Raw genomic sequence first — 23,347 nt, forward strand, 5'->3', positions numbered from 1 at the left:
GGCGGGTCAGCCCCGCCACCAGTCGTCGAGCGGGGTGACCGGGACGGCCCGCTTGTGCCGGGTCGCGAGGTAGACCGACTCCACCTTCGCCGCCACGTCCGGCGTGACGTCGGTGCCCTCCAGGTAGTCGTCGATCTCGGCGTACTTCAGGCCGAGCGCCACCTCGTCGGGCAGCGCGGGCCGGTCGTCCTCCAGGTCGGCGGTCGGCACCTTCTGCCAGGAGCTCGGCGGCGCGCCGAGCTCCTGCAGCAGCGCGGCGCCCTGGCGCTTGGTCAGCCCGGTCAGCGGGGTGACGTCGACGCCGCCGTCGCCGTACTTGGTGAAGAAGCCGGTCACCGCCTCGGCCGCGTGGTCGGTGCCCACGACGATCAGGTTCAGCTGCCCGGCGATCGCGTACTGGATCACCATGCGCTCGCGGGCCTTGATGTTGCCGCGCACGAAGTCGCGCAGCCGGGGCTCCTCGCCCAGCAGCTCGCGCAGGCCGAGCGCGGCCTCGGCGGCGACGGCGTCCGCGCTCGGCTTGACGTTCACCGCGATCGACCGGTCGGGCCGGACGAACTCCAGCGCGATCTGCGCGTCGTGCTCGTCGGCCTGCACGCCGTAGGGCAGCCGCACCGCCACGAAGGTGGCCTCGCGCCCCTCGGCGCGCAGCTCCTCGGCGGCGAGCTGGCAGAGCCGGCCCGTCAGCGTGCTGTCCTGCCCGCCGCTGATCCCGAGCACGTAGCCCTTGGCGGGCGTCGACCGCAGGTAGTCCTTGAGGAACTCGACCCGCCGCCGGATCTCGTCCTTGGGGACGATGGTCGCCTTGACGCCGAGCTCGGCGAGGATCTGCTCCCGTAGGTTCGCCATTCCCGCACTGTACTGGCCGGAATCGGGCCCCCGGAAGCCGGGGCGGTCAGGGGTGGCCGACGGCACGGCGCAGGATCTCGCGCGGGTCCGCCGGCCCGTCGCCGGCCGCGGTCCAGGCGACGTGCTGGTCGGGCCGCACCAGCGCGAGGCCGGCCGGCGGGTGGTGGAACAGCTCCAGCGGGACGCCCTCGGCGGCGGCGGCCTTCACGAACTCCTCGGCCTCGGGCCGGTCCAGGTCGCCGGTCAGGGTGAAGCCGCGGCCGAGGTGGTCGAACAGGGAGTCGCCGGGGGCGAGCCAGCGGTGGGCGAGGCGCCCGCCGGCCGGGCCGGTGACGAGGGGCGTGCCGTGGTAGGTGTAGCCGAGGACCAGGTCCAGGCTGTGGAACTCGGCGTCCTTGGTCTCCTGGACGGCGCGGGCGACGGCCGGGCGGGCGGCGGCGAACTCGGTGTCGGTGCCGGTGAGGCGCGGGTCGGCGAGCTCGGGCGCCAGGGTGGCCATGTTGCGGGCGGCCTCGGCGATCGTCCGCGCGGCGACCGGCCGGCGCTCCGCCTCGTAGCTGTCCAGCAGGGCGGGGGGCGCCCAGCCGGACAGGACGGCGGCGAGCTTCCAGCCGAGGTTGACCGCGTCGCCGATGCCGGTGTTGAAGCCGTGCCCGCCCCAGGGCGGGTTCAGGTGGGCGGCGTCCCCGGCGAGGAAGACCCGCGCGGTGCCGTAGCGCTGCGCCAGCAGCATCTTGGCCTTCCACGGGTCGGTCGCGACGATCTCGGCGTCGACGTCGCCGCCGACCAGGGCGCGCACCAGCCGCAGCGGGTCGGCCTCGCCCTCCTGCTGGGTGACGCCCTGGGCGATGCACCACCACAGGTCGTCCAGGTCCAGGCGGCCGACGAGCCCGGGCCGGTCGGGGTGGAGCACCCAGTAGTGGACGGCCGGTCCGTGCGGGACGCGGCCGGCCAGGCCCGGCGCGCGGAAGACGATGTTGAAGTTGGGCCGCTCGTCGGCGCTGCCCTCGTAGGACACGCCGATGGCGTCGCGGACCGTGCTCCACGCGCCGTCGGCGCCCACCAGGTAGCCGGCGCGCACCTCGCGGACGGCCCCGCCGGGGCCGGCCAGCGTCGCGGTGACGCCGCCGGCGTCCTCGGCCAGGCCGGTGAGGGACCACCCGGTGCGCAGTTCGGCGTGCGGGGACGCGGCGACCGCCTCGCGCAGGACCTGCTCGACGGCGGGCTGGCCGATCTGCTGCCCCGCCTCGGCGGCCCGGTCGTCGCCGGTCAGGTCGAGGCCGAAGCAGCCGCGGAAGCGGGTGATCTCGCGGCCGAGCAGCCCGGTGGTGAACACCGCCTCGTCCGACCAGGAGACCGGCAGCGCCGCCCGCTCCCGGACGCGGGCGGCCAGGCCCCAGCGGCGGAACAGCTCCATGGTGCGGGCCGAGGTCGTCTTGGCGCGCGGGCGCAGCCACGACACCTCCTCGCGCGGCTCGACCACCAGCGAGGCGACGCCGTGGTGGGCCAGCTCCAGCGCGGTGGCGAGCCCGGCCGGGCCGCCGCCGGCGATCAGGACCGGGACGTGTGCGCTGTCGGGGGTCATCGGCTGTGCGCTCCGGTCATGAGGGCGGCCAGGTCGTCGGGGTGCAGGAACGAGGGCGGGGGCGGCGGCCCCCAGTTGAACAGGCCCTTGGCGCCCTCCAGGGTCTCGGGGGTCCACAGCTGGTCGTCCAGGACGGTGTCCATGTCGGAGTAGTACTCGGCGAAGTTGCCCGCCGGGTCCTTGAGGTACCAGAAGAAGTTCGACCCGGCGTGGTGGCGGCCGAGGCCCCACACGTGCCGTTCGGGGTGGCCCTCCAGCATCGCCGACGCGCCGCGGCCGACGTCGTCGACGTCGTCGACCTGCCAGGAGGTGTGGTGCAGGAACGCGACGGGCGCGGCGAGGACCAGCACGTTGTGGTGGTCGGTCGAGCAGCGCAGGAAGACCCCCGCGTCGCCGATCATGTCGCTGGTCTTGAAGCCGAGGCCGTCGCGGAAGAACGCCGACGTCGCCGCGAAGTCGGTGGTGCCGACCACCGCGTGGCCGAGCTTGCGCGGCCGGACCGGGCCGGCGCGCAGCACGCCCGGCGCCCGCGCCCCGGCGCGCTCGACCCGGCCGGGGCCGTTGTAGGGGGTGGCCGGGACCTCCGGCTGGCGCACGCGCGGTTCGACCCGCAGGACGGCCCGCACCCCGGTCACCGCGTCGCGGGCCGCCAGCGCGTCGGCGCTCCGCCGGGCGGCGACGCCGAGGCCCTCCAGGCGCCGGGCGGCGCGGTCCAGGTCGTCGAAGTCGTCGACGCCGACGACGAGCTCGACCAGCCGCCGGGTGGGCGCGGTGACCAGGCGGAGCTGGTCGCCGCCGTCGCGGGTGGCGAACCAGCCGCCGGCGCCGGGGGCCAGGCCGAAGTCGGCGTAGTAGCCGGCGGTCTCGGCGAGGTTGGGGACCCCGATGGTGACGGAACTGAGGCGGTGCAGGCCCATGTCTTCCTCCGATCAGGCCGAGACGAACGACTGGCGCAGCTCGCCGATGCCCGCGACGTGGCTGACGAGCTCGTCGCCGGGGGCGAGCCAGCGCTGCGGGTCGCGGCCGAGGCCGACGCCCGCCGGGGTGCCGGTGAACAGCAGGTCGCCCGGCAGCAGCGTCAGCACCGCCGACAGCCGCGAGACCAGCGCGGGGATGGAGAAGACCAGGTCGCGGGTGCGGCCCTTCTGCACCTCCTCGCCGTTGACGGCGGCGCGCAGTTCCAGGTCGTCGCGGTCGGCGAGCTCGTCGGGCGTGACGACCCACGGCCCCGTCGGCGCGAACCCGGGGAAGGACTTGCCGAGGCTGAACTGCGGCGCCGGCCCGGCGAGCTGGGACACCCGCTCGCTGAGGTCCTGCCCGACGGTCAGGCCGGCGACGTGGTCCCACGCCTCGGCCTCGGTGACGTTGGAGGCGGTCCGGCCGATGACGGCGACCAGCTCGACCTCCCAGTCGGTGTGGCCGCCCTCGGGCAGCACGACCCGGGTGACCGGGCCCGACAGGGACGAGACGAACTTGGTGAACACCGGCGGCAGTCCCTCGGGCACCGCGAACCCGGACTCGGCGGCGTGGTCGCGGTAGTTCAGCCCGACCGCGATGATCTGCCGCGGCGCGGGCACGGGCGCGCCGAGCCGCGCGTGGTCGAACTCCCGGCCCGCCGGCAGCTCGGCCTCGCGCGCCCAGGCGGCGAACGCGTCCCAGTCGTCGTAGAGCGCCTGCGGCTCGTGGCCGAAGCGGCCCGCGCTGGCGTGCTCCACGTCCACGGCCCGGTCCGCCGCGATCAGTACCGCCCGGCCGTCAAGGTTGGCCACTCGCATCTCGACTCCAATTCAGCATGATGATTATGGTGATGATGCTCACCTAGCCGCCAGGCCGTCAAGACCTTGGTCTGATAATGTGCATGGTGAATTCGCCGGAGAGCGCGGGAGGGCCGCTTGAGCCTCGGACACCTGGACGGCCCGAGCACCACCGGCCGTGCCGAACAGGCCGCCGAGCGCATCGCCGGCCTGGTCCGCGACCGCGAGCCCGGGGCGCGGCTCGGCACCAAGAACGACCTGCGCGCGCTCTGCGGCGTCTCGGTCAGCACGTTCAACGAGGCGCTGCGCCTCTTGCAGGCGCGCGGCCTGGTCACCGTCCGCCCCGGCCCCGGCGGCGGCCTGTTCGCCGCCGAGCAGTCGCCGATCGTCCGGCTCGGCAACTCGGTGCTCGCGCTGGACGCCGACCAGACCACCGTCGCCGAGGCCATCCGCATCCGCGACGCCCTCGACCCCCTGCTCATCGAGGACGCCCTCTGGCACGCCTCGCCCGCCGACATCGCCGAGATGCGCGCCGTCGTCGACGAGATGGGCCGCTCCGCCGAGGCCGGCGACGCGACCGCCTTCGTGCACACCAACTGGCGGCTGCACAACCGCATCGCCGAGACCAGCCCGCACGTGCTCCTGCGGTCGCTGTACGCCAGCCTGCTGGACCTCATCGAGTCGCACACCCTGTCGGTGCTGCCCGACGGGGACGAGCCCCTCCCGCCCTATCTGCGCGAACGCCACCGCCTGCACGCCGACCTGGTGGACGCCATCGCCGCCCACGACCGCGCGGCCGCGGCGCGCCTGATCCGCGAGCACAGCACGGTCAAGCACCGGACGCCTCTCTGACGCCTCGGTCAGGGGGACGGCGGCAGGAGGTCCGCGGCCGTCTGCGCGCCCCGCTCCGCTTGGCGCAGCAGGTAGTCCCAGCCGGCTTTCAGCTGGGTCTCCGACCAGCACTGCCGGCGTTTGGCCTCGGCCTCGGCGGGGTCGGAGAAGTCGCGGACCGGCCCGGCGGCCATCGCGGTCAGCTGGACGCGGCAGGCGCGTTCGAGCAGGACCGCGTGCATGACGGCGGCGTGGACGCCGGCGCCCGCGGCGACCAGGCCGTGCCGGGGCATCAGCGCCGCCGGCGCGCCGCCGAGCGTGTCCGCCAGCGCCCGGCCCAGGGCCGCGGTGGAGACCAGCGCGCCGGTGGCGGTGAAGCGGGGCACGTCCTGCCCCGCGAACAGGGCGCCGTCGTGCGAGATGGGCAGCAGCGGCGTGCCGAGCGCCGCGAACGCGACGGCCGCCTGGGCGTGGGAGTGCACCGTGCAGGTCACCGCGGGGTTCCGCCGCATGATCTCCAGGTGGATGTGGGCCTCGATGTGCGGCGTGCCCGCGCCCTCCAGCACCTCGGCGTCGAACGACACCAGCTGCAGGTGCCGGTCCTGGACCTCCTCCAGCCCCCGGCCCGGCGCCTTGATCCAGATACCGCGGCCGCCGGGGTCGCGGACGGCGACATGGCCCCACACCATGTCGCCGTGCCCGGCCATGGCGAGGACGCGGCCGGCCTGCAGCACGCTCTGCTTCATGACGCCTCCAGCGATCGGTAGTAGCGGGCGGCCCCGGGGTGCAGCGGAACAGGTGTCCGGCCCATCGCCACCGGGTCGAGCGGGTAGGTCAGCGGGCTGCGCTCGGGCGGGATGTGCCGGTACTGGGCCTCGATGGTCGCGCGGGTCTCGCCGAGGATCCAGGCGATCAGATGGGCCAGGTCGTCGGGCAGGTCGGACCGGGTCAGCACCAGGAAGTCGGAGAAGTCCAGGGTCTCGAACCGCGGGCAGCCGGGGAAATGGCCCTCCGCCACGGTCGCGGACGGCCAGCCGTAGTCGGCCTCCAGCCCGTCCAGCACGTGGCGTTCGACCGGCAGGAAGGCCATCCGGGCGCCGAACTCCTGCCAGGGCGGCAGCATGTACGCCTCGTGGACGATGGCGTCGGCCTCTCCGCTGATGACGCGTTCGAAGGTCTGCCGCGGCCGCTCGTCGGTCAGCAGCCGGCCGCCCCAGCCGGTCACGTCGACCTGTGAGCGGTGCAGGACCTCATGGGCGGCCCAGCCGATGAGGTTGGTGCCGTCGTGCGGGCCGGTGGCCAGCCGCAGCGCGGGCCGGGCCGCCCGCAGCTCGGCGAAGGAGGTGATGCCGAGGGACCTGTCCACGCCCACCACCAGCCGGTCGCGCTGGGGGAGGACGCCGAGCGCGCGCAGGTCGGGGACGGCCTCGCCGGCGAACGGGCCCCGCCCGTCCAGCGCGGCGGCGGCGAAGGCGGCGGGGGTGGTCAGGGCGAGGTGGACCTGGCCGCGGCCGACCGCGCGGGCGGCGTCGGCGCCGCCGCGGCCGCTCCAGATGCCGACGCGGGTGTGCGGCCCGCAGCGGTCGGTGAGCTCCTGGGCGATCCACCCGCAGACGCGGTGCAGGTTCGCGGTGCCCCAGTCCCCCTGGAGGTGCAGGGAGACCGAGCGGCCGAGGGAGGGTGCGGGCGGAGGCATGGTCGCTCCTAGCGAAGAGGCGTGGTCGTGCCGGGGCGTCGGCCCCTCCGGGAGGGCCCGGCGCGCCGCCTGGGCGCCCGCCCGGTCACGACGGCGACTCCATCACAGGAATCAATAATAATCAATATACGAATTCAGCCGTCGTTGTGCTCGCCCAGCAGGCCCATGATCGCCTCGCGGTCGCGGCGGTCCAGCGCGTCGACGAGGGCGGCGTGCAGTTCGCAGCGGCGCCGCAGGAAGCCCTCCGCCGGCTCCCCGTCCGGCAGGATCGCCCCGGTGCGCGTCTCGATCACCTCCTGGGCGCGCAGGTAGCAGTCCCGCAGCAGCGGGCCCGGGCTGATGGCGGCCAGCCGCGCGTGGAACCGCCAGGCGGCGTGCACGTAGGCGGTGCCGTCCGAGCGGTCGGCGGCCTCGCCCATCGCCCGTGTGAACTCGCGCAGCTCGGCGAAGTCCGCGGGCGAGCCGTGCCACAGCGCGTCCTCGATGATCAGCGGCTCGATCGCCTCGCGGACCCGGAAGGCGTCGCGCAGCGCGGCGGCCGCGTCCTCGTCGTCCGCGTCGTGGCGGGCCGCCCCCGGGCCCGGGGGCCCCTCCGGGGCGAACAGGCCGCCGCCGGGGCCCGGCCGGACCACGACCAGGCCGCGTTCCTGGAGCAGCCGCAGGGTCACGTTGAAGGTGCCGGCCGAGACGCCGCACGTCGTGCGGACCTGCTCCTTGGTGCCCAGCCGGGCGCCGGGCTCCAGCCGCGCCAGCAGCCGGGAGACGTGCGCCGCCGCCTCCTCCGCGCGCCCGGCCGGCCGCTGCCCGCCCCGCTCCTCCCGCAAGGTCGCCTTCGGGGCCACGGTTCCTCCATCGCGATCGATCGCCCGCACCGCCTTGACGGCTCCGGCCGGAGCTGACCATCATACCGGTATCGAATTCATTATGATTAATTTTCATCCCGGCGTCGGCGCAGCCGCACCCGAGATCGAGGAGTGGGCCCCGTGGGACTCGTGCACGAGATCATCGACGGATTCGACCCCGCGGAGCCCGTCCGGCGGGTCGCCCGGCGAGAGGAGCTGTTGCTGGGCGCGCCCCTGCCCTCGCCCAAACGGCCGCCGCGCTCCTACCGGCCCATCGAGGCCGTCCACTTCCCGGCGCACTTCGTGCCGCAGGGGTTCGAGCCGCCCAAGGGCATCTTCGAGAGCGACCACGTACGGATCGAGCGGCAGACGATGGCCGGCTTCCGGCAGCCCTTCTACCACCGCAACTGCGACGTCGACGAGCTGTCCTACCAGGTGCACGGCACGCGCACGCTCATGACGGAGCTGGGCAGCGTCGACCTGGTCGCCGGCGACTTCTCCCGGATCCCGGTCACGGTCGCGCACGACAACCACGCCCACGACGACATCCACATCCTGTTCTACGTGCCCGCGCACGTGGCGGAGCTGAGCCCGCCCGTCCGCACCTCCGAGCCGGTGTTCCCGCCGTTCGCCGGGTGGGAGCCCGAGGTGCGCAACCTCATGACCACCGAGTGCCTGGGCGGCCCCGAGCACGACATCGTCATGACGCCCGTCGACGAGCAGCTGCTGCTGGAGCAGGCCAGGTCCGAACCGGAACGCATCAACGTGCTCCGCCCGTCCGCCGAGTCCGCCGACGCCGACGGGACCGACTGGCTCTACCGCTCCGCGCAGATCAGGATCGGCCACACGGCGGTCGGCCGGTCGGACGGCCGGCTGTACCGCACCCACCGCGACGCCGACGACATCCAGTACCAGATCAGCGGGCGGCGCCTGCTGGTCACGCAGCTCGGCGCGCTGGAGCTGGAACCCGGCGACTTCGTGCGCATCCCGGTCGGCGTCGCCTTCACCAGCATCGTGACCGAGCCGAGCGAGCACCTCACCGTGCTGTCCGCGCTGACCGTGCCGCAGGTCGCCGAGACGAACAAGACCGGGCGGGTGCTGGACGTCCCCGAGCTGGACCGGCTGCGCCCCGCCGAATGACGGCCGACCCTGCCCCCCCCCGCATCGAAAGGTCATCGCCATGTCTGAGATGAAAGCCGCGCGTGCCCACAAGGGATCCGATGTCCTCCACCTGGAGCGGGTGCCCGTTCCGGAGCCGGGCGAGCACGACGTGCTGGTCCGCGTCGCCGCCGCGGGACTGGCGCCCAGCACCATGAAGCTGCTGGCCGCCGGCATGTTCCGGCACCTGCCCACCGTCCCGGGCCACGAGGCGGCCGGGACCGTGGAGCGGGTGGGCTCCGGAGTCGACCCGGCCCTGCTGGGCAGGCGCGTCCGGGTCCACCCCATGCTGTCGTGCGGCGAGTGCGGCTACTGCACCAGCGACCGCCAGCAGATGTGCGCCGAGGCCGCCATGATCGGCCAGGGCGCCTTCGGCACCGGGGCCCTGGAGCTGTACGCCCGCTACCACGACGGCGGGCTCGCCGAGTTCGTCCGGGCGCCGCACTGGCTGATCGACGAGATCCCCGACAACGTCAGCTTCGACCTCGCCGCCAAGGTGCACGACCTCGGCAACGCCGTCCGCGCGCTCAAGTGCGCGGGCGACCTCGGCGCGGCCACCGTGGTGGTCACGGCGGCCACCGGCACGATGGGCACCGCCACCATCATGCTCGCCGAGCACTTCGGCATCGGCCGCCTGGTCCTGGTGGGCCGGTCCGCCGAGCGGCTCCGGGCCGCCCGCGAGCTCGTCCCCCACCTGCGCGCGGACACGATCGCGCTGGAGGACCTCGGCCCGGACTGGCAGACGGCCGGCGGGCTCACCGCCCGCATCCGCGAGCTGGTCCCCGCCGGGCCCGAGGCGGTGCTGGACTACCTGCCCGGCGGCCCCGGCGGCGAGCAGGCCCTGCGGTCGCTGGCCAACGGGGGCGTGTTCGTGCACATGGGCGGCAACCCCGCCCCGATCGCCGTCCCGATGCGGGAGACGATGCTCGGCTGCTGGCGCTTCGTCGGCACCCGGGCCTGCACCCGCGGCGACACCGACACCGTGCTGAGCCTGCTGGCCTCCGGCAAGCTCCAGGCCGAGCGGCTGATCACGCACCGGTTCGCGCTCGACGACATCGGCGCCGCTCTGACGGCCCTCAACGAACGCAGCGAACCCATGTGGATGGGCGTCATCCGCCCTTGACCGCGTTCCCCGTTCCTCTTTCCCCTTGTGTTGGGAGCTTTACCGCATGACCGAATGGACCACCGTCGAGACCGCTGACGGGCCGATGCGCGTGTACGTCGCCCGTCCCGCCACGCCGGCGACGCGCGCCGTCGTCGTCCTGCAGGAGGCGTTCGGCGTCAACGACCACATCCAGGACATCGCCCGCCGGTTCGCCGAGCGCGGTTTCCTGGCCGTAGCCCCGGACCTGTTCCACCGCAACGGCGCCGGGACGCTGGGCTACGACCAGCACGCCGAGGCGATGCCGCTGATCGGGGCCATCGGGCCGGACGCGATCGTCACCGATGTGCGCGCCGCCCTCGGCCTCCTGGAGGAGGAGGGCATTGACGCCGGGCGGACCGCCGTCGTCGGCTTCTGCTTCGGCGGGCGTGCCGCGTTCACCGCCGCCACCGCGATCCCGGGTCTGGGCGCGGCGGTGGTGTTCTACGGCCCGGGCATCGCCGCCGGACCGCATGCCGTGCTCGACCGCGCCAAGGCGATCGACGCGCCGCTGCTGCTGCACGTCGGCGCCGAAGACCCCACCATCCCGGCCGAGCAGGTCACCGCGATCCAGGACGCGCTCACCGCGGCGGGCGCCGACTTCGTCCAGCACGTCTATCCCGGTGCGGGCCACGCCTTCGCCTGCGACGCCCGCCCGCACATGTACCGCGACGAGCCCGCCGAACTGGCCTGGACGCGCACCCACGCCTTCCTCGACCGGCACCTGCCCGCGGGGGAGTGAGACCGGCCGCCTCCCGGCGCGGCGTCCGGTGAGCCGCCGCGGCTCACCGGACGCCGGCCGCCAAGGCGTCGATCACGTGGCGCAGGTGGTCGCGCATCGCGGCCTCGGCCGCCGCGGGGTCCCCGGCGAGCACGGCCGCCACGACGCGCTCGTGCTCGGCCAGTGACCGCTGCGGCCGGTCGGGCTGGAGCGCCAGCCGGAACTGGTGGCGGACGAGCTGGCCGCGCAGCCGCTCGATGGTGGCGACGGCCGTGCGCTGCGCGGAGATCTCCAGGATGCGCCCGTGCACCTGGTGGTTGAGGTCGGAGTAGCCGAGCGGGTCGCCGGCCTCGACGGCGGCGCGCATCCTGGCCACCAGCCCGGTCAGCCCGGCGCGGTCGGCCTCGGTGACCCGTTCGGCGGCCTTGGCCGCGCAGAGGCCCTCCAGCGCCATCCGGCACTCGGTGATCTCCACGGCCTCGGCGACGCTGACCACGCGGACCCGCGCGCCCTTGTTCGGCACCCGCTCGACCAGGCCCTCGGCGGCCAGGTCGGCCAGCGCCTGCCGCACCCCGGCCCGGGTGGCGGTGAAGCGCTCCATCAGGTCGGCCTCGACCAGCCGCTGGCCCGGGACGAACTCGCCGTGCCGGATGCCCCCGCGGATCCCGTCCAGCACCGTCGCCTCAGTCATCCACCGCTCCCTTCCCGGCCGGTTCGGCCACCCGGCGGACCGCGTGCGCGCGGCTGCCGGTCTCCGGGCGGCGCACCAGGCCGACGCCCGGCTCCCGTTCGAGATTGTCCCGCATCCAGGGCTCACGTCCGGCCGCCCGCGCCGCCGCCGGCGACTCCGGCCCCATCACCGCGATCATCCAGCCCTCCCAGGATTGGATACAAGATTATTGACAATCTTGGCGACAGAATTCTAGGGTTCCCGGCACACCCCTTCGGCCACCTGAGGAGCCGTCCATGTCCGATGGACCCGTACTGATCGTCAGCGCGCACGCGGCGGACTTCGTCTGGCGGGCGGGCGGCTACGCCGCGCTCGCCGCCCGGCGCGGCGCCGGCGCGCACGTGGTCTGCCTCTCCTACGGCGAGCGCGGGGAGTCCGCCGCGCTGTGGAAGTCCGGCGCGACGCTGGAGCAGGTCAAGGCCGCCCGGCGGGCCGAGGCCGAGGCCGCCGCGAAGGCGCTCGGCGCGCAGATCACCTTCCTGGACGCCGGGGACTACCCGCTGCCGCGCGCCGACGCGGGGCTGATGGACGCCCTGGTGCAGCGGATCAGGGCCGTGCGGCCCGCCGCGATCCTGGTGCACAGCGCCGCCGACCCCTACAACGCCGACCACCCGCGCGCCGCCGAACTGGCCCTGGAGGCGCGCATCCTGGCGCAGGCCGAGGGCTACCCGAGCGAGCACCCGATCATCGGCGCGCCGCCGGTCTTCCGCTTCGAACCGCACCAGCCCGAGATGTGCGGCTTCCAGCCGGACGTCCTGGTCGACATCACCGAGGTGTTCGACGTCAAGCGCGCCGCCATGGAGTGCATGAACGCCCAGGAGCACCTCTGGGACTACTACACCGAGCTGGCGCGCCGCCGGGGCGTCCAGGCCGTCCGCAACGGCGGGGACCGCGCCATCCGCTACGCCGAGGCGTACCAGCGCGTCTACCCGCAGGTCGCCGGGGTGCTGGCATGACGCCGATCGTGGTGACCGGGACGCCGCGCGCCGCCGCCGAGGACGTCCGGGCGCTCGGCGGGCACGGCGTCGCGACCGTGCACGAGGCCATGGGCCGCGAGGGGCTGCTCGACCCGTCGTTCCGGCCGATCTACCCGGGGGCGGCGCTCGCGGGCACCGCGGTCACCGCGCTGTGCCACCCCGGCGACAACCTGATGATCCACGTGGCCGTGGAGCAGTGCCGCGACGGCGACGTGCTGGTGGTCGCCACGACGTCGCCGTGCACCGACGGCCTGTTCGGCGAGCTGCTGGCCACCTCGCTGCGCGCGCGCGGCGTGCGGGGGCTGGTCATCGGCACCGGCGTGCGCGACGTCGGCCCGCTGACCGCGATGGGCTTCCCCGTCTGGTCCACGGCCGTCAGCGCCCAGGGCACCGTCAAGGCCACCGCCGGCAGCGTGAACGTGCCGCTGGTCATCGGCGGCCGGCTGGTGCGGCCGGGCGACGTGGTGGTGGCCGACGACGACGGCGTGGTGACCGTGCCCCGGCCGCGCGCCGCCGAGGTCGCCGCCGCCGCACAGGCCCGGGCCGAACGCGAGGAGCGGACCCGGGCGGCACTGGCCGGCGGCCAGCTCGGGCTCGACCGCTACGAACTGCGCCCGCTGCTGGAGCGGCTCGGCGTCCGGTACGTGCCGTACACCCCGGAAGGGGAGGACGGATGATCCCGGCGGCCGTGCTGCGCGGCGGCACCTCCAAGGGCGTCTACCTCAACGCCGCCGACCTGCCGGCCGATCCGGCCGAACGGGACGACCTGCTGCTGCGGCTGCTCGGCTCGCCGGACGAGCGGCAGATCGACGGCCTCGGCGGCGGTCACCCCCTGACCAGCAAGGTCGCCGTGGTGTCACCCGCCGCCGACCCGGCCACCGCGGACGTGGACTACCTGTTCCTCCAGGTGCACGTCGACCGGCCGCTGGTGTCGGCCGAGCAGCCGTGCGGCAACATCCTGGCCGGGATCGGCCCGTACGCCCGGCTGCGCGGCCTGGTCGCGCCGGACGCCGGCACCGTGCGCATCCGCATGGTCAACACCGGCGGGCTGGTCACCGCGGTGCTCGGTCCCGGCGCGCCGGGGGAGGAGATCGAGGTCGCGCTGGAGTTCCAGGACACCGCCGGGTCGGTCTGCGGTGACCTGCTGCCGACCGGGAACGTCCGCGACGAGATCGACGGCATCCCGGTGACCTGCATCGACAACGGGATGCCGGTCGTGGTGGCCGCCGCCGCCGACTTCGGGCTCACCGGCCACGAGACGCCCGCCGAACTGGAGGCCGACGGCGAACTGACCGCCCGCCGGGAACGGGTGCGGCTCCGGGCGGGCGAGCTGATGGGGCTCGGCGACGTCGCGGACGCGACCGTCCCCAAGGTCACCCTGATCTCCGCGCCGCGCGCGGGCGGCACGCTGGCCACCCGCACCTTCATCCCGCACCGCTGCCATACGGCGATCGGCGTGCTCGGCGCGGTCAGCGTCGCGACCGCCGTGGGCCTGCCCGGGTCGGTGGCCGCGCCGTACGCGACCGGAACCGACCTGGTCCGGCTGGAGCACCCGACCGGCCGCTTCGACACCCGCCGCACCCCCTCGGGGGGTGCGGCGGTCCTGCGCACCGCCCGCCTGCTGTCCGACGGGACCGCCTGGCCCCGCCCTCTCCACCGGAGCTGACCCATGCCGCAGATCCCGCCCGCCGAGTTCACCGAACGCTGCCGCGACATCGCCCATGTCGGCTCGGTCGAGCTGTTCACCCCCGACGCCGACGCCACCACCGCCTTCTTCACCGGCCTCATGGGCATGGAGGAGGTGGGCCGCGACGGCCGGTCGGTCTACGTCCACGCCTGGGACGACTACGAGCGGTTCACCGTCAAGATCACCGAACGGGACCGGTCCGGCATCGGCCGCACCTACCTGCGGGCGGCCGGCCCGGACGCGCTGCGGCGCCGGGTGGCCGAACTGCCCGGCGGCCGCTGGGTCACCGGCGAGTTCGGCCTCGGCGACGTCTACCTGTGCCAGGACCCCGACGGCCACGAGTTCGGCCTGTACTGGGACACCGAGTGGTACCGGCCGGGGGAGGGGCAGCGCCCGGCGCTGAAGAACCAGGCCGCCCGCTTCCCCGGCCGGGGCGCCAACATCCGCCGCCTGGACCACGTCAACTACCTGGCCGCCGACATGCCGGGCGCCCGGTCCTTCCTGACCGAGCGGATCCGGGCCAGGCCGACCGAGCAGATCATGCTCGACGGCGGCGAGGTCTCGGGCTTCTGGACCACCGTCTCGGACAAGACCTACGACCTGGTCTACACCGGCGACCGGACGGGCACCGCGGGCCGGCTGCACCATGTCGCGTTCGCCACCGACACGCGCGAGGACATCCTGCGCGCCGCCGACGTCTTCCTGGAGGCCGGCGTCCACATCGAGACCGGCCCGCACAAGCACGCCATCCAGCAGACGTTCTTCCTCTACGTCTACGAGCCGGGCGGCAACCGCATCGAGCTGTGCAACGCCGGGGCCCGGATGATGCTGGCACCGGACTGGCAGGTGGTCACCTGGACCGAGGCGGAACGGGCCAAGGGCCAGGCGTGGGGCCTGAAGACCATCGAGTCCTTCCACCGCCACGGCACCCCGCCGGTGGACTGACGAACCGGCCGGACAAAACAAGCCTATTCATCATGAACATTGTCGGTCCCGGGCTCTTGACGCCGGGGTGAGCGAGTGAGCATTATCACTCTAATCATTACTATGAATTAGTCCGGCGCCGTGGTCCAGCTCCCGTGCCGGGCTCCCGTCCCCTCCTGACACGCTCCCCGCCCGCTCCGCCCACCCCCACCCAGGCCCCGCCACACCCGTCCGTGCCGCCCCGGCACGGGAGCGGGGCCTTCGCGTAAGGAGAACCCGTGACCGCGACCCTCGCGCCTCCAGCGACACGCACGCGAGCGGGCATGCTCACCCTGGCGTGCCTCGTCCTGTTCATCGACGGCTACGACCTGTTCACCCTCGGCACCATCGGCCCGAGCCTGATGCACGACCGGTCCTGGGGCGCGGTGCCCTCCTCCCTCGGCACGCTCGGCAGCGTCACGGCCATGGGGATGCCGTTCGGGTCCGTCCTGGCGGGCTGGGCCGCCGACCGGTGGGGCCGCCGCACCCCGCTGGCGGTGTCGGTCGCCTGGATCTCGGCGGCGATGCTGGCCGCCGCGCTCGCGGGCGACCTCACCCAGCTGGGCGCCGCCCGGTTCTGCACCGGCATCGGCATCGGCGCGCTCGCGCCGCTGGTCTCGGCGCTGGTCTCCGACGGCGCCCCGGCCGGCCGCCGCACCCTGCACCTGGCGATCGCGCTCGGCTCCATCGGCGTCGGCGGCACCGCCTCGGCGCTGCTCGGGCGCTTCCTGCTCCCCGGGCACCACTTCCAGACCCTGTTCTGGATCGGCGTCCTGCCCGTCCTCCTCGTGCCGGCCATCTGGCTGACGGTCCCGGCGGGGCGGCCCGAACCGGCCCAGGGCGCCCGCCGCCCCGTCGCGGAGCTGTTCACCCCGCAGGCCCGGCGCGGCACCGTCCTGCTCTGGGTGGCGACGTTCATGAGCATGGCGCTGGTCTACAGCACCACCGCGTGGCTGCCGACGATCATGATGAAGAGCGGCTACAACCTGGGCTCGTCCCTGGAGTTCATGATCGCCTTCACCGTCGGGGCGAGCGCGGGCGGCCTGCTGGTCTCACTGCTCGCCGACCGCGGCCACCTCAAGTACGTCACCATGGGCACCTTCGCCCTGGCCGCGGTGGCCCTGCTCACCCTCAGCTCCAACCAGCCGCGCCCGCTGCTGCTGGTGGTCTCGGCCCTCGCCGGGCTCGGCTCGCTGGGCTGCCAGAACATGATCATCGCGTACATGTCGGCCTTCTACCCGCCGCACCTGCGCGGCACGGGCCTCGGCGTCGGCCTCGGCGTCGGCCGGCTCGGCGCGATCGCCGGGCCGTCCTACCTGTCGCTGGCGACGGCCCTGGTGGTCTCGCCGCGGGCCGGTTTCATCGCCTTCATGATCCCCGCCGTGCTCGGCGCGGCGATCGTGGCCCTGCTGCCGCGCACCCTCTCCCCGGCCGCCCCGGCCGCCGAGTAGGCGCCCGCCCGTCGCCCCGGGACCGCCTCGGCGGCCCCGGGGCGACGGCGTCTCACCGCTTGCGGCCGATGCCTCCGTAGCCGTCGACCTCCCGGGGAGGCGCGGGCGAGGGGGCGGGGCGCCAGGCGTGGAGCGGCACGACACCGGGCTCGATGAGGTCGAGGCCGGCGAAGAAGCCGCGGATCTGGTCGGGGGAGCGCAGGCGGTAGGGGATGGCGCCGGTGTCGTCGTACTCCTCCTGCGCCTCGACGAAGGCCTCGTCGGTGGCGGCGCCGTCGTAGAGGGTGAGGAAACTGCCCGGCGGGAGCCGGTCCAGGAGGCGGCGGGTGATCTGGACGGCCTCGTCGTCGTCGTTGATGTGGCCGAGGATGCCCATGAGCATCAGCGCGACCGGACGGGAGAAGTCCAGGAGCGGCTCGGCCTGGTCCATGATGCCGTCGGGGTCGTGCAGGTCGGCGTCGATGTAACTGGTGGCGCCCTCGGGCCTGCTGGTGAGCAGGGCGCGGGCGTGGGCGAGGACGAGCGGGTCGTTGTCCACGTAGACGATGTGGCTCTCGGGGGCGACGCGCTGGGCGGCCTGGTGGGTGTTCTCCTCGACGGGCAGGCCGGTGCCGATGTCGAGGAACTGGCGCACGCCGTGCTCGCCGGCGAGGTGGCGTACGGCGCGGCCGAGGAACGCCCGGGAGGCCCGGGCGAGGTGCACGATGTCGGGGTACACCTTGGCGTAGGCGTCGCCGGCCTCCTGGTCCACGGGGTAGTTGTCCTTGCCGCCGAGCCAGTAGTTCCAGATGCGGGCCGAGTGCGGCACGGAGGTGTCGATCGGGCCGCCGGGCGGGGATTGGGTGGTCATAGCGCGCCTCCGTGCCGTCCGCTCTGCCGCCTGGGGGGCGGACGACGGATGTGGGTGGACCGGGTCGTCTACATGACAGCAGATCCACGCGCCAGAAGCGCGGGTCGCCGATCTATGGCTGGAGTCGGCCAAGCAGGAGCGCGGCATCCCTCAGCGCGCGCTTCCTCACCGCTGTACACCGCGTGCGATATCATCACCCAGAGTAGTCAATTCATTACAGGATAGGCCGCCTTTTGCGGCTCCTGCCTGCCGAAATGACCGCGCGCCTTGCCGTTCGGAGGAACCATGCCCGTCTACCGGTCCGTCTCCCGCCCCAGATTCACCGCCGCGGCGATCGCGCTGGCCTGGGCGGTCACGATCGTGCCGGCCGCTCCGGCCGGCGCGACGCGGCCGACCGGGCCCGGCTCCTGCCCCGATGGCTCTGTGTGCTTTTGGAGCGGTGGCGCTTTCGCCGGTGAGATGGTGGCCGTCCCCAAGCCCTCGTCCCCCGGCTGCGGGCCCACTCCTGCGCGCCCCGCCCGGTCCGTCGTCAACCATGACAACCAGTTCCGGTCCTTCTATACCGGCGGCGGCTGCAAGGGTGACGTCATCACCATCGCTCCCGGCGGTTCCTTCACCGCGCCCGGTGTCTACATCCATAGCTGGAAATGACCCGCTGAAGGCCCTCGCGCGCTGATCGCAGGACGGTCGCCATTGCAGCCGATCATCCGTTGCACAGTTTCCTGAGTTCCCGCTCGTGGGTGCTTCGCTTGGCGAGGATGCCCTGGGAGTCGGCGCCGTCGGCCTGTGCGAGCGAGAAGTAGTCGAGCGTCGGCCACCGCCACGATCAGTGCCGGTGCTTCTTTCGGTGAGACGCCTTAGGCCTGATCGGCGACCGCGTCCGTTGGGGAGGGGAGCTCTTGGGCGATGTCGCGCCGGGTACGCGCCAGCAGAAACGCGCCCTCGATGGCGTCGATGGCCTCGCCCCATTGCCGCGCGGCTTGGGCGGTGGTCTCCACGGCGAGCTGCGTCTTGCCGCCGGGGAATCCGCGGGCATGTCACAAGCCGGGCCGGTGCCGCGTCCTTGACGGCATGACGACCGACATCACCATCATCGGCGGCGGCCTGGCGGGCCTGACCGCGTCCATCGCCTGCGCGGAGGCCGGCGCCGACGTCCTGCTGTACGAGGCGCACCGCGCGCTCGGCGGGCGCGGCAGGGCGACGCCCGCGCCGTACGTGGCCCACGACGGCGCCCATGTGTTCTACGCGGACGGACCCCACTACACGTGGCTGGCCGAACGCGGCTTCGTCAAGGGGCTGGGCTGGCCGTCGCCGGCCGCCTTCGCCCGCGCGCGCTTCCGCGTCGACGGCCGCCTGCGCCTGGCCCCGCCGGCCCGGATGCTGCGCGCGCAGTCGCGGCGCCGGCTCCAAGCCCCCGTCGACGAGGACTTCCACGCCTGGGCTTCGGGCCGCTGGGGCGAGGGCACCGCACGGCAGATGGCCAACGCCATCAGCGTGGTCACCTACGACGCCGGCACGGGACGCCTGTCGGCGGCGTTCGTCTGGGACCTGTTCCAGCGGGTGCTCGGGCCGAACCCGCCCGCGATCCGCTGGGTCCGCGGCGGCTGGCAGACCGTGCTCGACCGCATGGCCGCGCACGCCGCGGGGCTCGGTGTCAAGATCGAGACCGGCGCCCGCATCGACTCCCTGCCCGAGGGCGGACCGGTCATCGTGGCCACCGAGCTGTCCGCGGCGTCCCGGCTCCTCGGCGAGAAGCTGGAGTGGACCAGCGGCCACACCGCTCTGCTCGACATCGCCGTCACCGCCGACCGCCGCGACCGCACCCTGGCCTTCGACCTCGACGAAGGCGGCTTCCACGAGAGCTACACGATGCAGGACGACACCATCGCCCCCCGCGGCGAGTCGCTCTACCAGCTCCAGATGCCCGTGCGGGCCGCCGAGCCGCACGAGCAGGCGCACCTGCGCCTGCGCGCCTTCGCCGACCGGCTCCTGCCCGGATGGGCCGGCCGGGTCACCTTCCAGCGCTCCGCGATCGCCAAGGGCCGCACCGGCGCGCTCGACCTGCCCGGCCGGACCTGGCGCGACCGTCCGGCCATCGATCGCGGCGACGGCGTGTTCCTGGCCGGGGACATGGTCGCCGCTCCGGGGATGCGCGGCGAGATCTCCATCAACAGCGCCCTCATCGCCGCCCGCCTCGCGACCTCCTCGGGCACCCCGTGAGGTGATCCCGGCGAAGACGCCGCGGGACTACTTCAAGGACGGCTCGCCGGCCCATGGCAGGGGCCTGGCCGCGAGGAACCGCAGGATCCGCCGCACGACCTCGGCGGGATCCTCGGTGGCCGGGAAGTGGCCGACGCCTTCGAGGAGTTCCACGCGCAGGTCGGTGGCGTGCCCGCCGAAGCCGGACATCTGGCCGGGCGGCAGGAGCGGGTCCCGGTCGCCCGACAGCACGAGCGTGGGAACGGTCAGGCGCGCCCACCGGTACCGGCCCGCCAGCAGCGACGGGATCTCCCGGAGCAGCAGGTTCCGGTAGTAGCGGACGGTGGCGCGCACCCGCGCGGGTTCGCAGAACTGGGCCAGGAAGACCAGCCGGTCCTCGGGGGACAGCGCGCCGGGACGCGTCGCCCAGTGGCGCAGCGCCCAGCGCGGTATCACCGATCCCGCGGGCCGGCGGCCGGCGGCGTTGGCGACGATGTGCCACAGCCGGGTTCCGTCGACGAGGACCCGCGGGGTCGGGCGCAGGAAGGGGTTCGCGGTGTTGATCGCGATGAGGCGTGTCACCCGCCCGGGATGCCGGAGGGCGAGGACGTACCCGGCGGCCCCTCCCCAGTCGTGCCCGATCAGGGCGAAGGCGGGCACGCCGAGCCGGTCGAGCAGGCCGATCACGTCGTCGGCCATGGCGGCGGGGCTGTAGCCGTCCGGCGGGGCCGCGGTCCAGCCGAGGCCGCGCAGGTCCGGGCAGATGACCCGGTGGTGCTCGGCGAGCGGGCCGATGAGGTGCCGCCACTGCCACCAGTGCTGGGGCCAGCCGTGCAGCAGGACCAGCGGTTCGCCCCGCCCGGCCAGGGCCACGTGCATGCGCAGGCCGTCGACGTCGACGAACCGGTGCTCGACGCCGTCCAGGTGGGGGAGGGGCCGGGTGCTCACCGGGCGGCCTGCTCCGGGACGAACCCGGCGATCGCGGAGGCCAGGCGGGCGGGCTGGTCCTCGGGGGAGAAGGTGCGCGCCCCGGGGATCCAGGCGAGCCGGGCGCCGGCCAGGTCGGCGGCCAGCCGCTCGGCGTGGGCGGCGGGGAAGAAGCGGTCGCGTTCGGACCAGGCGATGAGCACCGGCGAGGTGAAGTCCCCGAACCGCTTCGCGGCGGCGATGGTGTGCCGCCGGTCCAGGCCGCGCAGCACCCGGTGCAGGTCGTCGCGGACGCCGGGGTCCACGCAGGCGGGCAGGACGTAGGAGTCGCTCACCGCGCGCGGCAGCGGACGGTTCGCCAGCCAGCCGAAGGCGATCGGCAGCCGGCGCAGCGGCGGGAGCAGGCGCAGCGTGTTCAGCAGCGCCCCGATCCCGCCGGGGACGCGCACCACGACCTTGAGGTAGCCGAAGAACCGCGGCGGGAAGTTGTCGTAGGCGTCGCACGAGGTGAGCACGAGCCGGCCGACCAGGCCGGGCCGGGTCGTCGCGACGATCTGGCAGACGGCCCCGCCGCTGTCGTTGCCGACCAGGGTGACCGGCCCGGCGTCCAGGGCCTCGATCGCGGCGGCGACCATGGCGGCCAGGGCCGGCGGGGTGAGGTCGGCGCCGGGCATCGCCGTCGTGTGCGCGCCGAACGGCAGGTCCAGCGTCACGCAGCGGTAGCGGTCCGACAGCCGCGCCACCACCCGGCGCCAGAGGTTGGCGTTGGCCAGGACGCCGTGGACGAACACCACCGGTGCGCCCTCGCCCGCCTCGAACACCGCGATCCGCCCGCCCGGCACCTCGATCTCGCGCCGTGCGCCCAGGTCCGCGTCACGCCACCGCGCCGGGGTGGCGGTCCGTGCATCGCTCATCTCCACGCCCCTTGCCGAGAGAATGGGTCCGGAAGCGAAGATAACAAACAGGCTGCCTGTTTTAAAGGGCGGCGGACGAACCATGGAGAGACCAGCGATGAGCCGGCAGGCCGAGAAGTCCGAAGCGACCCGTGCCAACCTGATCGCGGCGGCGCGCGCGCTGTTCGCCGAGCGCGGCTACGCGGCGGTCGGCACCCCGGAGATCGTCGAGCGCGCCGGCAGCTCCCGGGGCGCCATGTACCACCACTTCAAGGACAAGAAGGACCTGTTCCGGGCCGTGTACGAGCAGCTCCAGCAGGAGCTGATGGAGCGGGTGGCCGCGGACATGGCCGGCCTGGGCGGCGCCGACCCGCTGGCGGCCCTCGAAGCGGGGACGCGGACCTTCCTGCGGTCCTGCGTGGAGCCGGACCGGGCGCGCATCGGCCTGGTCGAGGCGCCGTCCGTGCTCGGCTGGGCCGAGTGGCGCGACATCGACGAGCGCTACGCCCTCGGCGTCGTGGTCGCGGGGCTCGAAGCGGGCCGGGCGGCCGGGCTGCTGCGCGACGACGTCCCGCTCCGGCCCCTCGCCCATGTGCTCCTCGCCGGGCTGGGCGAGGCCGGCCTGCTCATCGCCGCCGCCGACGACCCCGCCGCCGCCCGCGCCGAAGCCGAGCCCGCCGTCCTGGCACTCCTGCACGGCCTGCGCCGCTGACCCGGGGCCCGTCTCAGCGTCCGGCCGGGGCGCCGAACTCGATGCCCCGGCCCGCGGGGAGGTCGCCGAGGCCGAGGCCGTGGTGGAGATGGCGGGTTCCGGGCGGCAGCGCGGTCGCCAGGCCGACGGCGGCGGCCGCGATGACCGCCGTGCCGTGGGACTGGCCGCGCCCGCGGGCCCATCGCGTGGTGCCGTCGTGGCCGCGGGCCAGGACGAGCCAGCCGTCGCCGCCCGGGACGTGCAGGCCGCGGGGCGGGCGCGAGCCGCCGGGCAGCCAGGTCAGGGCGGCCAGGGCGGTGGTCGCCGCCCTGGAGTCGAGGCCGAAGTAGGTGCGCACCGGGACGCCCAGGTCCCGGCTGAGGGTGTGCTGATCGGAGAAGTCCAGGCGGTAGAGCCGCCTGCGGCCGAGGCGGGGCAGGTCGAACCGCCGGGGCCGGGTGAAGTTGCGGATCGTGTCGCCGTGGTGGTGGAAACGCCTGCCGAGCAGCCGGTAGGTCCATTCGCCGGCCGCCGGGCCGTGCCGTTCGCCCGCTCCGAGCAGGACGGCCACGTCGACCGGGCCGGGAGCGGCGCGGTGGACGGCGGCGGCGAGCAGATTGGTCAGGCCGGGGGCCAGCCCGACGCTGAGGAGCACCGGCCGCGGCGGGTCGAGCCGTTCCAGCGCGGCGATGTAGGAGGCGGTGGCCGTGATGTCGACGAACGCGGCGCCCCGCGCCGTCGCCTGCTCGGCCAGCCGCGGCTCCTCCACGCCCGAGGCGTTGACCACGACGTCCACGCCGCTCAGCGCGGACCGGTAGGAGCGCAGGCCGGGCCGGGCGAGGTCGACCGTCCGGTCGGCGCGGACGGCGTCCCGGCCGGCCGCGAGCGCGGTATGCCCGTCCTGCCGCAGCCGTGTGACGAGGTGGCGGCCGACCGCGCCGTAACCGCCCAGCACCAGCACCGTGGCCATGGTCGCCTCTAGTGGTGGCGGGCCTCGGGCAGCGCGCCGGTGAGGCGCTCCACGGCCTGGCCCCAGATCAGCCGGCGATCGAGTCGCTCGGCTGTCCAGGCGGTGGTGATGAGCGCTCCGGCGTCACGGAAGTCGCGCACCACCTGCCGGTGGCTCGGCGAGTGGACGAAGAGCTTGAGGTCGGCCGGCTCCCGCCAGACCGAGACCGAGATCTGCCGCCGCCCGTCGCCCGCCGTGGCGAGCCACAGGCCGAGCGCCCCCTCGGTCTCCGGCCAGGCGCGGCGGAACCGCAACCCGGCCCTCGCCACGCGGGGGACGTCGCGGAAGCGGTGCACCAGGTAGTCGTTCATGCTGACGTGCACCGGGCCGTCGCCGGCCGCACCGCCGCCGTCCTTCCAGAACCGCACGAACCGCGTCATGCCGCCACGATAC

Annotated in this window: 27 protein-coding genes; 12 read left to right on the top strand and 15 right to left on the bottom strand. The window is 74.4% G+C overall.

Annotation, left to right across the window (positions count from 1 at the left end; all coding sequences use genetic code 11):
- Positions 1–6: 6 nt before the first annotated feature.
- Genes nadE through ACRB68_RS38885 form a run of 4 tightly spaced genes read right to left on the bottom strand, consistent with a single transcriptional unit; the run spans position 7 to position 4,209 of the window.
- Positions 7–849: an ammonia-dependent NAD(+) synthetase gene (gene nadE / locus ACRB68_RS38870; RefSeq protein ID WP_153541855.1), complete on the bottom strand. Its 843-nt coding sequence runs from the start codon at positions 847–849 to the stop codon at positions 7–9.
- Between the two features lie 46 nt (positions 850–895).
- Complete coding sequence (locus ACRB68_RS38875; protein WP_153541857.1) at positions 896–2,434, bottom strand: FAD-dependent monooxygenase; 1,539 nt, start codon at positions 2,432–2,434, stop codon at positions 896–898.
- Positions 2,431–3,351, bottom strand: coding sequence for a VOC family protein (locus ACRB68_RS38880; protein ID WP_153541859.1), 921 nt, complete (start codon positions 3,349–3,351; stop codon positions 2,431–2,433). Before ACRB68_RS38880 ends, ACRB68_RS38875 begins: the two co-directional genes overlap by 4 nt.
- 12 nt (positions 3,352–3,363) lie before the next feature.
- The gene (locus tag ACRB68_RS38885; protein WP_153541861.1) at positions 3,364–4,209 is read right to left on the bottom strand and encodes a fumarylacetoacetate hydrolase family protein; all 846 of its coding nucleotides are present in this window, start codon (positions 4,207–4,209) and stop codon (positions 3,364–3,366) included.
- A 117-nt stretch (positions 4,210–4,326) separates the two neighbouring features.
- On the opposite strand from ACRB68_RS38885, the gene ACRB68_RS38890 reads away from it, so the two are divergent.
- Positions 4,327–5,040, top strand: a complete 714-nt coding sequence (locus ACRB68_RS38890) for a FadR/GntR family transcriptional regulator (RefSeq protein ID WP_153541863.1) — start codon at positions 4,327–4,329, stop codon at positions 5,038–5,040.
- Positions 5,041–5,048: 8 nt separating this feature from the next.
- Here ACRB68_RS38890 and ACRB68_RS38895 read toward each other — a convergent pair whose 3' ends face one another.
- The 3 genes from ACRB68_RS38895 to ACRB68_RS38905 all read right to left on the bottom strand — a co-directional run bounded on the left by ACRB68_RS38895 (position 5,049) and on the right by ACRB68_RS38905 (position 7,557).
- Positions 5,049–5,765, bottom strand: a complete 717-nt coding sequence (locus tag ACRB68_RS38895; RefSeq protein ID WP_153541864.1) for a class II aldolase/adducin family protein — start codon at positions 5,763–5,765, stop codon at positions 5,049–5,051.
- Positions 5,762–6,715: a TAXI family TRAP transporter solute-binding subunit gene (locus ACRB68_RS38900; protein WP_153541866.1), complete on the bottom strand. Its 954-nt coding sequence runs from the start codon at positions 6,713–6,715 to the stop codon at positions 5,762–5,764. The genes ACRB68_RS38895 and ACRB68_RS38900 overlap by 4 nt, the downstream gene beginning before the upstream one ends.
- A gap of 134 nt (positions 6,716–6,849) precedes the next feature.
- A complete protein-coding gene (locus tag ACRB68_RS38905; RefSeq protein ID WP_328595319.1) occupies positions 6,850–7,557 on the bottom strand; it encodes a FadR/GntR family transcriptional regulator in 708 nt (235 codons plus the stop codon).
- 141 nt (positions 7,558–7,698) lie between these two features.
- Between ACRB68_RS38905 and ACRB68_RS38910 the strand changes: the two genes are divergently transcribed.
- Genes ACRB68_RS38910 through ACRB68_RS38920 form a run of 3 tightly spaced genes read left to right on the top strand, consistent with a single transcriptional unit; the run spans position 7,699 to position 10,598 of the window.
- Complete coding sequence (locus ACRB68_RS38910; protein WP_207709991.1) at positions 7,699–8,697, top strand: hypothetical protein; 999 nt, start codon at positions 7,699–7,701, stop codon at positions 8,695–8,697.
- Positions 8,698–8,737: 40 nt separating this feature from the next.
- Positions 8,738–9,838, top strand: a complete 1,101-nt coding sequence (locus ACRB68_RS38915; protein WP_153541868.1) for an alcohol dehydrogenase catalytic domain-containing protein — start codon at positions 8,738–8,740, stop codon at positions 9,836–9,838.
- A gap of 46 nt (positions 9,839–9,884) precedes the next feature.
- Positions 9,885–10,598, top strand: a complete 714-nt coding sequence (locus ACRB68_RS38920) for a dienelactone hydrolase family protein (RefSeq protein WP_153541870.1) — start codon at positions 9,885–9,887, stop codon at positions 10,596–10,598.
- A 43-nt stretch (positions 10,599–10,641) separates the two neighbouring features.
- On the opposite strand, the gene ACRB68_RS38925 is transcribed toward ACRB68_RS38920, so the two are convergent.
- Together ACRB68_RS38925 and ACRB68_RS38930 are read right to left on the bottom strand one after the other, a co-directional pair.
- Positions 10,642–11,268 carry a GntR family transcriptional regulator gene (locus tag ACRB68_RS38925; protein WP_153541872.1) on the bottom strand — a complete coding sequence of 209 codons (627 nt, stop codon included), beginning with the start codon at positions 11,266–11,268 and terminating at the stop codon, positions 10,642–10,644.
- On the bottom strand, positions 11,261–11,446 hold the full coding sequence (locus ACRB68_RS38930; protein ID WP_153541874.1) for a hypothetical protein: 186 nt from the start codon (positions 11,444–11,446) through the stop codon (positions 11,261–11,263). The genes ACRB68_RS38925 and ACRB68_RS38930 overlap by 8 nt, the downstream gene beginning before the upstream one ends.
- A gap of 97 nt (positions 11,447–11,543) precedes the next feature.
- Between ACRB68_RS38930 and ACRB68_RS38935 the strand changes: the two genes are divergently transcribed.
- The 5 genes from ACRB68_RS38935 to ACRB68_RS38955 all read left to right on the top strand — a co-directional run bounded on the left by ACRB68_RS38935 (position 11,544) and on the right by ACRB68_RS38955 (position 16,385).
- Positions 11,544–12,263, top strand: a complete 720-nt coding sequence (locus tag ACRB68_RS38935) for a PIG-L deacetylase family protein (RefSeq protein WP_153541876.1) — start codon at positions 11,544–11,546, stop codon at positions 12,261–12,263.
- On the top strand, positions 12,260–12,961 hold the full coding sequence (locus ACRB68_RS38940) for a 4-carboxy-4-hydroxy-2-oxoadipate aldolase/oxaloacetate decarboxylase (RefSeq protein ID WP_153541878.1): 702 nt from the start codon (positions 12,260–12,262) through the stop codon (positions 12,959–12,961). Before ACRB68_RS38935 ends, ACRB68_RS38940 begins: the two co-directional genes overlap by 4 nt.
- Complete coding sequence (locus tag ACRB68_RS38945; protein ID WP_153541880.1) at positions 12,958–13,950, top strand: PrpF domain-containing protein; 993 nt, start codon at positions 12,958–12,960, stop codon at positions 13,948–13,950. Before ACRB68_RS38940 ends, ACRB68_RS38945 begins: the two co-directional genes overlap by 4 nt.
- 3 nt (positions 13,951–13,953) lie before the next feature.
- Positions 13,954–14,916, top strand: coding sequence for a VOC family protein (locus ACRB68_RS38950; protein WP_153541882.1), 963 nt, complete (start codon positions 13,954–13,956; stop codon positions 14,914–14,916).
- 257 nt (positions 14,917–15,173) lie between these two features.
- Positions 15,174–16,385 carry an MFS transporter gene (locus ACRB68_RS38955; protein WP_153541884.1) on the top strand — a complete coding sequence of 404 codons (1,212 nt, stop codon included), beginning with the start codon at positions 15,174–15,176 and terminating at the stop codon, positions 16,383–16,385.
- A gap of 52 nt (positions 16,386–16,437) precedes the next feature.
- Here ACRB68_RS38955 and ACRB68_RS38960 read toward each other — a convergent pair whose 3' ends face one another.
- On the bottom strand, positions 16,438–17,235 hold the full coding sequence (locus ACRB68_RS38960) for an SAM-dependent methyltransferase (RefSeq protein WP_153541886.1): 798 nt from the start codon (positions 17,233–17,235) through the stop codon (positions 16,438–16,440).
- Positions 17,236–17,520: 285 nt separating this feature from the next.
- On the opposite strand from ACRB68_RS38960, the gene ACRB68_RS38965 reads away from it, so the two are divergent.
- Positions 17,521–17,886, top strand: a complete 366-nt coding sequence (locus tag ACRB68_RS38965; protein ID WP_153541888.1) for a peptidase inhibitor family I36 protein — start codon at positions 17,521–17,523, stop codon at positions 17,884–17,886.
- Positions 17,887–18,092: 206 nt separating this feature from the next.
- Here ACRB68_RS38965 and ACRB68_RS38970 read toward each other — a convergent pair whose 3' ends face one another.
- Positions 18,093–18,233: a hypothetical protein gene (locus ACRB68_RS38970; protein ID WP_153541890.1), complete on the bottom strand. Its 141-nt coding sequence runs from the start codon at positions 18,231–18,233 to the stop codon at positions 18,093–18,095.
- A 73-nt stretch (positions 18,234–18,306) separates the two neighbouring features.
- Here ACRB68_RS38970 and ACRB68_RS38975 point away from each other — a divergent pair, with 73 nt between their 5' ends.
- Positions 18,307–19,455: an NAD(P)-binding protein gene (locus ACRB68_RS38975; protein ID WP_153541892.1), complete on the top strand. Its 1,149-nt coding sequence runs from the start codon at positions 18,307–18,309 to the stop codon at positions 19,453–19,455.
- Positions 19,456–19,482: 27 nt separating this feature from the next.
- Here the strand turns inward: ACRB68_RS38975 and ACRB68_RS38980 are convergent, their stop codons facing one another.
- Both ACRB68_RS38980 and ACRB68_RS38985 read right to left on the bottom strand, forming a co-directional pair.
- Positions 19,483–20,382, bottom strand: coding sequence for an alpha/beta fold hydrolase (locus ACRB68_RS38980; RefSeq protein ID WP_153541894.1), 900 nt, complete (start codon positions 20,380–20,382; stop codon positions 19,483–19,485).
- Entirely contained in the window at positions 20,379–21,275 is an 897-nt protein-coding gene (locus tag ACRB68_RS38985) for an alpha/beta fold hydrolase (protein ID WP_153541896.1), read from the bottom strand. Before ACRB68_RS38985 ends, ACRB68_RS38980 begins: the two co-directional genes overlap by 4 nt.
- Before the next feature lie 97 nt (positions 21,276–21,372).
- Between ACRB68_RS38985 and ACRB68_RS38990 the strand changes: the two genes are divergently transcribed.
- The gene (locus ACRB68_RS38990) at positions 21,373–21,966 is read left to right on the top strand and encodes a TetR/AcrR family transcriptional regulator (RefSeq protein WP_153541898.1); all 594 of its coding nucleotides are present in this window, start codon (positions 21,373–21,375) and stop codon (positions 21,964–21,966) included.
- 13 nt (positions 21,967–21,979) lie between these two features.
- Here the strand turns inward: ACRB68_RS38990 and ACRB68_RS38995 are convergent, their stop codons facing one another.
- Both ACRB68_RS38995 and ACRB68_RS39000 read right to left on the bottom strand, forming a co-directional pair.
- Complete coding sequence (locus tag ACRB68_RS38995; RefSeq protein WP_194293618.1) at positions 21,980–22,915, bottom strand: NAD-dependent epimerase/dehydratase family protein; 936 nt, start codon at positions 22,913–22,915, stop codon at positions 21,980–21,982.
- Between the two features lie 8 nt (positions 22,916–22,923).
- Complete coding sequence (locus ACRB68_RS39000; RefSeq protein WP_153541900.1) at positions 22,924–23,334, bottom strand: hypothetical protein; 411 nt, start codon at positions 23,332–23,334, stop codon at positions 22,924–22,926.
- Positions 23,335–23,347 lie beyond the last annotated feature (13 nt).

Origin of the sequence: Actinomadura macrotermitis (genome assembly GCF_009604375.1) — a bacterium.
Taxonomy (GTDB): domain Bacteria; phylum Actinomycetota; class Actinomycetes; order Streptosporangiales; family Streptosporangiaceae; genus Spirillospora; species Spirillospora macrotermitis.

Coding starts and splice junctions, on each gene's coding strand:
- ACRB68_RS38960 (WP_153541886.1), bottom strand. CDS start 17,235: ATGACCACCCAATCCCCGCCCGGCGGCCCGATCGACACCTCCGTGCCG.
- ACRB68_RS38990 (WP_153541898.1), top strand. CDS start 21,373: ATGAGCCGGCAGGCCGAGAAGTCCGAAGCGACCCGTGCCAACCTGATC.
- ACRB68_RS38915 (WP_153541868.1), top strand. CDS start 8,738: ATGTCTGAGATGAAAGCCGCGCGTGCCCACAAGGGATCCGATGTCCTC.
- ACRB68_RS38900 (WP_153541866.1), bottom strand. CDS start 6,715: ATGCCTCCGCCCGCACCCTCCCTCGGCCGCTCGGTCTCCCTGCACCTC.
- ACRB68_RS38945 (WP_153541880.1), top strand. CDS start 12,958: ATGATCCCGGCGGCCGTGCTGCGCGGCGGCACCTCCAAGGGCGTCTAC.
- ACRB68_RS38930 (WP_153541874.1), bottom strand. CDS start 11,446: ATGATCGCGGTGATGGGGCCGGAGTCGCCGGCGGCGGCGCGGGCGGCC.
- ACRB68_RS38995 (WP_194293618.1), bottom strand. CDS start 22,915: ATGGCCACGGTGCTGGTGCTGGGCGGTTACGGCGCGGTCGGCCGCCAC.
- ACRB68_RS38940 (WP_153541878.1), top strand. CDS start 12,260: ATGACGCCGATCGTGGTGACCGGGACGCCGCGCGCCGCCGCCGAGGAC.
- ACRB68_RS38880 (WP_153541859.1), bottom strand. CDS start 3,351: ATGGGCCTGCACCGCCTCAGTTCCGTCACCATCGGGGTCCCCAACCTC.
- ACRB68_RS38895 (WP_153541864.1), bottom strand. CDS start 5,765: ATGAAGCAGAGCGTGCTGCAGGCCGGCCGCGTCCTCGCCATGGCCGGG.
- ACRB68_RS38975 (WP_153541892.1), top strand. CDS start 18,307: ATGACGACCGACATCACCATCATCGGCGGCGGCCTGGCGGGCCTGACC.
- ACRB68_RS38950 (WP_153541882.1), top strand. CDS start 13,954: ATGCCGCAGATCCCGCCCGCCGAGTTCACCGAACGCTGCCGCGACATC.
- ACRB68_RS38935 (WP_153541876.1), top strand. CDS start 11,544: ATGTCCGATGGACCCGTACTGATCGTCAGCGCGCACGCGGCGGACTTC.
- ACRB68_RS38920 (WP_153541870.1), top strand. CDS start 9,885: ATGACCGAATGGACCACCGTCGAGACCGCTGACGGGCCGATGCGCGTG.
- ACRB68_RS38875 (WP_153541857.1), bottom strand. CDS start 2,434: ATGACCCCCGACAGCGCACACGTCCCGGTCCTGATCGCCGGCGGCGGC.
- nadE (WP_153541855.1), bottom strand. CDS start 849: ATGGCGAACCTACGGGAGCAGATCCTCGCCGAGCTCGGCGTCAAGGCG.
- ACRB68_RS38925 (WP_153541872.1), bottom strand. CDS start 11,268: ATGACTGAGGCGACGGTGCTGGACGGGATCCGCGGGGGCATCCGGCAC.
- ACRB68_RS39000 (WP_153541900.1), bottom strand. CDS start 23,334: ATGACGCGGTTCGTGCGGTTCTGGAAGGACGGCGGCGGTGCGGCCGGC.
- ACRB68_RS38885 (WP_153541861.1), bottom strand. CDS start 4,209: ATGCGAGTGGCCAACCTTGACGGCCGGGCGGTACTGATCGCGGCGGAC.
- ACRB68_RS38985 (WP_153541896.1), bottom strand. CDS start 21,275: ATGAGCGATGCACGGACCGCCACCCCGGCGCGGTGGCGTGACGCGGAC.
- ACRB68_RS38965 (WP_153541888.1), top strand. CDS start 17,521: ATGCCCGTCTACCGGTCCGTCTCCCGCCCCAGATTCACCGCCGCGGCG.